This is a genomic window from Pseudomonas fluorescens, from assembly GCF_902497625.1.
GTDB classification, from domain to species: domain Bacteria; phylum Pseudomonadota; class Gammaproteobacteria; order Pseudomonadales; family Pseudomonadaceae; genus Aquipseudomonas; species Aquipseudomonas fluorescens_BQ.
In genome coordinates this window covers 69,106-76,920 of sequence record NZ_CABVGX010000029.1, presented here as the reverse complement: position 1 = coordinate 76,920, position 7,815 = coordinate 69,106, and the positions used below count along the sequence as shown (strand labels likewise).

Annotated in this window: 8 protein-coding genes; all 8 read right to left on the bottom strand. The window is 62.7% G+C overall.

What is annotated here, in order from left to right; translation table 11 throughout:
* On the bottom strand, positions 1-920 hold a 920-nt coding region (cobT, locus tag F8N12_RS18145; RefSeq protein WP_150581697.1), incomplete at its 3' end, for a nicotinate-nucleotide--dimethylbenzimidazole phosphoribosyltransferase.
* Complete coding sequence (gene cobU / locus F8N12_RS18140) at positions 917-1,438, bottom strand: bifunctional adenosylcobinamide kinase/adenosylcobinamide-phosphate guanylyltransferase (RefSeq protein WP_150581696.1); 522 nt, start codon at positions 1,436-1,438, stop codon at positions 917-919. The genes cobU and cobT, both read right to left, overlap by 4 nt.
* A gap of 145 nt (positions 1,439-1,583) precedes the next feature.
* Complete coding sequence (locus F8N12_RS18135) at positions 1,584-3,035, bottom strand: cobyric acid synthase (protein WP_150581695.1); 1,452 nt, start codon at positions 3,033-3,035, stop codon at positions 1,584-1,586.
* Positions 3,032-4,024, bottom strand: a complete 993-nt coding sequence (gene cobD, locus F8N12_RS18130) for a threonine-phosphate decarboxylase CobD (protein ID WP_150581694.1) — start codon at positions 4,022-4,024, stop codon at positions 3,032-3,034. The genes F8N12_RS18135 and cobD overlap by 4 nt, the downstream gene beginning before the upstream one ends.
* Positions 4,017-4,925: an adenosylcobinamide-phosphate synthase CbiB gene (gene cbiB / locus F8N12_RS18125; RefSeq protein ID WP_150581693.1), complete on the bottom strand. Its 909-nt coding sequence runs from the start codon at positions 4,923-4,925 to the stop codon at positions 4,017-4,019. The genes cobD and cbiB overlap by 8 nt, the downstream gene beginning before the upstream one ends.
* Entirely contained in the window at positions 4,922-5,572 is a 651-nt protein-coding gene (gene bluB, locus F8N12_RS18120; RefSeq protein ID WP_150581692.1) for a 5,6-dimethylbenzimidazole synthase, read from the bottom strand. The genes cbiB and bluB overlap by 4 nt, the downstream gene beginning before the upstream one ends.
* The gene (locus tag F8N12_RS18115; RefSeq protein WP_224787723.1) at positions 5,569-7,158 is read right to left on the bottom strand and encodes a cobyrinate a,c-diamide synthase; all 1,590 of its coding nucleotides are present in this window, start codon (positions 7,156-7,158) and stop codon (positions 5,569-5,571) included. The genes bluB and F8N12_RS18115 overlap by 4 nt, the downstream gene beginning before the upstream one ends.
* Positions 7,155-7,766, bottom strand: coding sequence for a cob(I)yrinic acid a,c-diamide adenosyltransferase (gene cobO, locus F8N12_RS18110; RefSeq protein WP_150581691.1), 612 nt, complete (start codon positions 7,764-7,766; stop codon positions 7,155-7,157). Before cobO ends, F8N12_RS18115 begins: the two co-directional genes overlap by 4 nt.
* Positions 7,767-7,815 lie beyond the last annotated feature (49 nt).

The window sequence follows — 7,815 nt, the reverse complement described above, 5'->3', positions numbered from 1 at the left end:
GGTTCAGCGCTCAGCGTTTCGAGCACATGACGATGGCCCGGTTCGGCACCGCAATGCCCGAACAGCAGCCACGCACGGCATTCAGGATTCAAGCGCACCGCAACCAATGCCGCGACACTGCAAATGAAGCCGTCCACCAGCACCGCCACACCTTGCTGCGCACACGCCAGATAGGCGCCGACCAATGCCGCGATTTCAAAGCCCCCAAGATTGAACAGAGTTTGCAAGGCATCGCCGCGTTGCGCTCCGTGCAGCGTCAATGCGCGCTCGATGACCTGTGCTTTATGGCTGACACCGGCTACGTTCAGGCCTGTGCCCGGCCCTGTCAGATGCACCACCGGGCAGTCCAGCAACGCACACGCCAGCGCACTCGCTGCGGTGGTATTGCCGATGCCCATCTCGCCGCCGATGAACAACTGGCTGCCCGCCGCCACGGCGCGCAACACGCTGTCACGCCCGGCCTGCAACGCGAGTTCGCCCTGAGCAACCGTCATCGCCGGGCCCTGGACGAAATTGGCGGTGCCGGGGCCGATGTTGAGGTGACGTACGCCCGCCAAATCCAGCGCCGGGTTGACGGTACCCAGATCCACCACTTCCAGCGACGCGCCGAGCTGCCGCGCCAGCACGCTGATCGCCGCACCGCCGCTGACGAAGTTGTGCAGCATCTGCGCGGTGACTTCCTGGGGATAGGCCGACACGCCCTCGGCCACTACACCGTGATCTGCGGCGAAAATGGCGATCCACAGTTGATCGACGCGAGGTTTCACCTGGCCTTGCAGGCCGGCCAATTGCACTGCAACTGTCTCCAGACGGCCGAGCGAACCGGCCGGTTTGGTCAGTTGCTGCTGGCGGGCCTGAGCCTGCTCGACGATGGCAGCGTTGATCGGCTGGCACGGGTTCAGCCACCAGGAATGAGTCATAAAGCAGTTCCTTTCAGAGTCAGAGGCAGACCGGCGACGGTCAGGACGACGCGTTGGCAGCGTTCGGCCAGGGCTTGATGCAGCCACCCGGCCTCATCGACGTAGCGGCGGGTCAGCTCGCCCAGCGGCACAACGCCCATTCCGGTCTCATTGCTGACAAAAATGATTTCACCCGGCAGTGATGCCAGGCAGTCCAGCAAGGCCTCGCGCTCGGCGATCAGGCGATCATTGTCTTCGAGCATCAGCAGATTGGTCAGCCACAGCGTCAGGCAATCGATCAGCAGGCAACGCTCAGCGCTGGCATTTTCGCGTAGAACGCGGGCCAGCTCGACGGGCTCTTCGATCAGCAACCAGTCGGCCGGGCGACGGGCTCGGTGATGGGCGATACGCTGGTTCATTTCGCCGTCGAGGGGTTGGCTGGTGGCGATGTAGGAGACCTTGAGCCGGCTGTCTGTGGCGAGTTTTTCGGCGAGACGGCTCTTGCCGGAGCGGGCGCCGCCGAGGATCAGTTGGAGCATGGTTTATTCCTTGAAATCTTCGCAGACGGTGAATGCCTCATCGCCAGCAGGCTGGCTCCCACAGGTTTTATGCCGCTCACACCATTCAATTCAACACAAAACTTGTGGGAGCCGGCCTGCTGGCGATGGCATTCTGGAAAGCACCTCAAATCCCACACAGCTCACGCAACAATCCGGTATCCAGGTGCTGCTCCACCAAATCCGCCAACCGCTCGATATCGCGCTCGCGCAAAGCGTGGTAATCGACGTCTTCCACGTCCTGCAAGCCGGCCCAGCGCAACAGCGCGCAGCACGCCTGCGGTGATTCGAACAGCCCATGCAAGTAAGTACCGAATATCTGCCCGTCGGCACTTAGTGCGCCGTCACACCGGCCATCTTCGAGCTGCATGGCGGGCTGCTCCAGCGCCGGTCCGATCGTCACCCCGGCATGAATTTCGTAGCCGCTGACCGGCGCATCTTCCAGCGCCAGATGCCCGCGCACATTACGCAACTGCTTCTCTTGCTCGAGTTGCGTCTCGAACGCCAGCAAACCCAGTCCGGCACTGGAACCCGGCGCGCCCTCCAGACCCAGCGGATCGTGCACCTGCCCGCCAAGCATTTGCAGACCGCCACAAATCCCCAGCACTTTACCGCCGTAACGCAGGTGGCGGGCGATGGCACTATCCCAACCGTTGGCGCGCAGAAAAGCGAGGTCGCTGCGCACGCTTTTCGAGCCGGGCAGAATAATCAGGTCAGCAGGTGGAATTGCCTGACCGGGGCCAACGAATTGCAGATCGACTTGCGGATGCAGGCGCAGCGGATCGAAATCGGTGTGGTTGCTGATGCGCGGCAGCACCGGCACCACGACTTTGAGGACATGCTCGGCCTTGCCGGTCTGACGCTGATCGATGCCATCTTCGGCTTCCAGATGCAGGTCCATCACATAGGGCAAAACGCCAATCACCGGTTTGCCGGTGCGCGCTTCCAGCCAGTCGAGACCCGGTTGCAGCAGCGCAATGTCGCCGCGAAATCGATTGATGATGAAACCCTTGATCCGCGCCTGTTCGCTGGCCGAGAGCAACTCCAACGTACCGACAAGGTGAGCAAAAACGCCGCCGCGATTGATGTCGGCGATCAGCACCACCGGGCAGTCCACCGCTTCGGCAAAACCCATGTTGGCGATGTCCCCGGCGCGCAGGTTGATTTCCGCCGGCGAGCCGGCGCCTTCGACCATCACCACTGGATAGGCAGCGCTCAGCCGTTCATGGGACGCCAGCACCGCTTGCATGGCGATGGTTTTGTAGTCGTGATACGCGACCGCGTTCATCGTCGTCACCGCGCGACCGTGAATGATCACCTGTGCGCCGGTGTCACTGTTGGGCTTGAGCAGCACCGGGTTCATGTCGGTGTGCGGCGGCAAAAAAGCCGCCTGCGCCTGCACTGCCTGGGCGCGACCGATCTCGCCACCGTCCGCGGTCACGGCACTGTTGAGCGCCATGTTCTGCGGCTTGAACGGCACCACGCGCACGCCCTGGCGCGTGACCCAGCGACACAATGCCGTCACCAGTGTGCTTTTACCGGCATCGGAAGTGGTGCCCTGCACCATCAACGTGGTCATCGGGTTTCCTTGTTGAACGCAACGAATGCCTGCTCCAGGCGCTGCCAGTCGCCAGCGTCTGCGGGCAGACCGAAACGCAGGCTGCCGTTGTGAACGAACAGCCGCAGAAGGATGCCGCGACGGGCCATGAACTCGTGCAACTGTTCGGCACGCTCAGTGACCACCCATTGAAATAACGCACAACCGCCCTGCGCCGGGAAGCCGGATTTTTCCAGCAGCAGGCGCAACTGTTCACTGGCTTGTTCGGTGCGCAGCCGCTGGCGGGCGTGCCCGTCGGTGTCGAGCAGACAGGCCTGGCCGATAACACGAGTCGGTCCGCTGACGGCCCAGGGCCCGACCTGTTCGGCGAGCAATCTGAGCAATTTGCGCTCGGCCAGCACGAAGCCCAAACGTACGCCGGCCAGACCGAAAAACTTGCCAAACGAACGCAGCACGATCAAACCGACCTGATGGGCAAACGGCGCCAGGCTCAACGAGGGTGTGTTGTCCATGAACGCTTCGTCGACCACCAGCCAGCCACCGCGTTGCGCCAGTTTTGTATGCCAGTCGAGCAGTCGGCGCGGGGGCAGGCTCAGCCCGGTGGGATTGTTCGGGTTGACTACCACCAGCACATCTAGGCTATCGATATAGAAGTCGACTTCCTGCTCCAGCACTTCACGCACGATGTAGCCGCTGCGGCGCCAGGCCTCGGCGTGTTCGGCGTAGCACGGCGACAACACGCCGACCTTGCCGATGCGACGCAAACGCGGCAGTAATTGAATTGCCATCTGAGAACCGGCCACCGGCAACAAGTGCGCAGCACCGTAATATTCGCAAGCCGCCTGCTCCAGGCCGTCGTCGATCTCCGGCAAGCGAGCCCAGGCGCGCAAGGGAATTTCCGGGACAGGAAAAGGCCAGGGCGCGAGCCCGCTCGAGAGGTCCAGCCACTCGGTTTCGGCGATGCCATATTCGAGTGCGGCTTTGCGCAAGCGTCCACCGTGTTCAAGCATAAAATTCAGCTCCGACGCAGAGAATCAGCAGCCATAACCATACGCCGCGCTGGACCAATTGCCAGCCACGATCAATCGAATCAGCGTCTGCCGGCACGCCTTCGCCCAGCTGCGGACGCTGATGCAGTTCACCGTGGTAAATCGCCGCCCCGCCCAGCTCGACCCCCAAGGCACCGGCACCGGCCGCCATCACCGGACCGGCGTTCGGGCTGTCCCACTGAGGCGCCTGGGTGCGCCAGCATTTCAGCGCGAGGCGGGTTTTGCCCAGCAGTGCGTAGGTCAGTGCCACCAAGCGGGCAGGAATGTAATTGAGCACGTCGTCGATCTTCGCGGCGGCCCAGCCGAAGCGCTCGAAGCGTTCGTTGCGATAGCCCCACATGGCGTCGAGCGTATTACTCAGGCGATACAGCACCACCCCGGGTGCACCGGCCACGGCAAACCAGAACAGTGCGGCGAAGACCGCATCGCTGCCATTTTCCAGGACCGATTCGGTGGCGGCCCGGGCGACTTCGGTTTTATCCAGCTCGCTGGTCTGGCGACTGACCAGATAACCGACCCGCGCGCGCGCTTCGTCCAGGTCATCGCTGCGCAGCGCCTTCGCGACCGGTTCGACATGCTCACCCAGACTGCGCATGCCGAGTGCGCAATACAGCAGCGCAATTTCGATGATCCAGCCGATGTAGGGCGCCCAGGAAAACGCCGTGGCCAGCAACGTCAGCGGCACCACCGCGATCACCCACGCGGTAACGCCATGACTGCGCCAGCCGCGACCCTCACCGTTGAAACGACGCTCGATGCGATCGGCAAGACGGCCGAACGCTACCAGCGGATGCCAGCGTTTCGGTTCGCCCAGCAGCGCGTCCAGCGCAACCGCAGCGACACTCAATAACGCCACACTCATTGCCTCGCTCCCCAAAAATTTTCATACAGCATTTCGTTCAGCGGACGCGCCTGCGCCCAGCCTTCGAGCACCAGCATCGGCGCCGGATAGAACTCCTTGACCGGGCCCAGGCAAATCACGGCAAGGGGCTTGGCGCCGGGCGGCATGCCCAGCAGAGCCGCCAGTGCCTGCGGCTCGAACAACGACACCCAGCCCATGCCGAGCCCTTCGGCCCGCGACGCCAGCCACAGGTTCTGGATCGCGCAGGACAGCGAGGCCATGTCCATTTCCGGCAGGGTGCGACGACCGAAGATGTGTCGCTCGCGGTCATCCATAAGCGCCGCGACCAGCACTTCGGCGCAGTCGTTGATGCCTTCGACCTTGAGTTTCATGAACTCGTCGCTGCGCTCGCCGAGGGCTTCGGCGGTGCGGATACGTTCTTCTTCCACCAGTTGCTGGATCTCGCCACGCAAGGCCCTGTCGCTGATGCGGATGAAGCGCCAGGGTTGCATCAGGCCGACGCTGGGGGCCTGGTGAGCGGCTTCGAGCAGGCGTTGCAGGAGCTCGGGATCGACGCTGCCGCCGATGAAGTGGCGCATGTCGCGGCGTTCGGCGATGGCGCGGTAGACCGCTGCGCGTTCGGCTTCGGAAAAGGCGTTGTCAGTCATGGCCTCTTCGCGAGCAGGCTCGCTCCCACAGTGGAACGAGTTTGTTCAGGCGCCACATCTTCAACTGTGGGATCGAGCCTGCTCGGCCCTACAGTGGAACGAGTTTCTTCAGGCAACACATCCTCAACTGTGGAATCGAGCCTGCTCGGCCCCACAGTGGAACGAGTTTCTTCAGGCAACACATCTTCAACTGTGGAATCGAGCCTGCTCGGCCCTACAGTGGAGCGAGTTTCTTCAGGCAACACATCCTCAACTGTGGGAGCGAGCCTGCTCGCGAAGGCGTCCTTAAGGTCGGGAAGAAAGAGTGCAGCGATCGCGTTGGGATTGGACGGGAAATAGAAGTGCACGTAGGAAGCTGTCATTCGCCCTTCACGATAAACCGCCTCCGCCCCGCGCCCACCATTCGGGCTCAGCCCACGGGCAATCGGCTCAAGTTCGGTGGTGGTCAGCGAGTGATGATAAGTGTGGCCACGCAACAGGCCTTCCGGCAGCTCGACCGCTTGCAAAGCCAGCGCGGCGAGGCGCTTTTGCATCACCGCGCCGCCGCGCAGCAAGCCGACCAGTTCAGCGCGAGTGCCCTCGACATCGATCAGCGAATCGAGCAGATACAACATGCCGCCACACTCGGCCAACAGCGGTTTGCCCGCCGCGTGATGGTCGCGAATGGCCTTGAGCATCGAGGTGTTCCGTGACAATGCCAGGTGGTGCAATTCCGGGTAGCCACCGGGCAGATAGAGACTGTCCGCTTCAGGCAGTCCGGCATCGCGGATCGGCGAGAAATACCGCAGTTCGGCACCCATGGCTCGCAGCAGATCCAGGCTCGCGCCGTAGGTGAAGGCAAACGCTTCGTCATGCGCAACCGCAATCCGCACGCCGGCCAGTAATGGCTCGACCGCGATAATGTCTGGCGCGGCAAATTCCACCGCCGGTGGCAGCGCGACTTCGCAACTGCTGGCCAGCGCGTTGGCCGCCGCATCGAGGCGCACGTCGAGGTCGTTCAATTCACTGGCCTGGACAAGGCCGAGATGGCGACTTGGCAATTCGATCCCGGTCTCTCGGGACAAGGCGCCGTACCAGCGCAAACCCTCGGTCAGGCTGCCTTCCAGCAATTGCGCGTGACGCAGGGTACCGACGCGATTGGCCAGGACGCCGGCGAACGGCAAATCCGCCTGATATTTCGCCAGCCCCAACGCCAGGGCGCCGAAGGTCTGCGCCATGGCCGTGCCGTCGATGACGGCGAGCACCGGCACACCGAAGTGGCGCGCCAGGTCGGCGCTGGACGGCGTGCCGTCGAACAGCCCCATGACCCCTTCGATCAGAATCAGGTCGGCTTCGGCGGCGGCTTCCCACAACAGTCGGCGACTTTCTTGCTCGCCGACCATCCACATGTCCAGTTGATACACCGGCGCACCGCTGGCGCGCTCGAGAATCATCGGGTCGAGAAAGTCCGGTCCGCATTTGAACACGCGTACCTTGCGCCCCTGATTGCGGTGCAACCGGGCCAACGCGGCGGTGACGGTGGTCTTGCCCTGACCGGAAGCCGGCGCGGCAATCAATACCGCCGGGCAATGACGTGGCTGATTCACAGCTCGACGCCTTTTTGCGCTTTGATCCCGGCCTGAAAAGCGTGCTTGATCACACCCATTTCAGTGACGGTGTCGGCCAGTTCGATCATCTCTGGTTTGGCACCCCGACCGGTGACAACCACGTGTTGCATCGGTGGACGCGCTTGCAGGTCGCTGAGCACTTGATCGAGATCGAGATAGCCATGCTTCAGGGCGATGTTCAATTCGTCGAGCACCACCAGGCCAATCGACGGATCGCGCAGCAGTTCGCGGGAGACTTGCCACGCGGCTTCGGCGGCGGCGATATCACGCTGGCGGTCCTGGGTTTCCCACGTGAAGCCTTCGCCCATTACATGAAAGCGCACCTGCTCCGGGAAGCGCCGGAAGAACAATTCCTCGCCGGTGCTGTGGCGCCCCTTGATGAACTGCACCACGCCGCATTGCATGCCGTGGCCCATCGAACGCGCCAGCATGCCGAACGCCGAACTGCTTTTGCCTTTGCCGTTGCCGGTCAGCACCAGCAGCAGGCCGCATTCATTCGGAGAATTGGCGATGCGTTCGTCGATCACGGCTTTTTTGCGCAACATGCGCGCCAGATGACGTTCGTCACGATCAGGGGAATCGGTCATGGGGGAGCTCTCCGTTGAGACTGGATAACGGCGGGCAGGCACAAGAATA

Coding starts and splice junctions, on each gene's coding strand:
- F8N12_RS18135 (WP_150581695.1), bottom strand. CDS start 3,035: ATGACCACGTTGATGGTGCAGGGCACCACTTCCGATGCCGGTAAAAGC.
- cobD (WP_150581694.1), bottom strand. CDS start 4,024: ATGCTTGAACACGGTGGACGCTTGCGCAAAGCCGCACTCGAATATGGC.
- cobU (WP_150581696.1), bottom strand. CDS start 1,438: ATGCTCCAACTGATCCTCGGCGGCGCCCGCTCCGGCAAGAGCCGTCTC.
- cobO (WP_150581691.1), bottom strand. CDS start 7,766: ATGACCGATTCCCCTGATCGTGACGAACGTCATCTGGCGCGCATGTTG.
- bluB (WP_150581692.1), bottom strand. CDS start 5,572: ATGACTGACAACGCCTTTTCCGAAGCCGAACGCGCAGCGGTCTACCGC.
- cbiB (WP_150581693.1), bottom strand. CDS start 4,925: ATGAGTGTGGCGTTATTGAGTGTCGCTGCGGTTGCGCTGGACGCGCTG.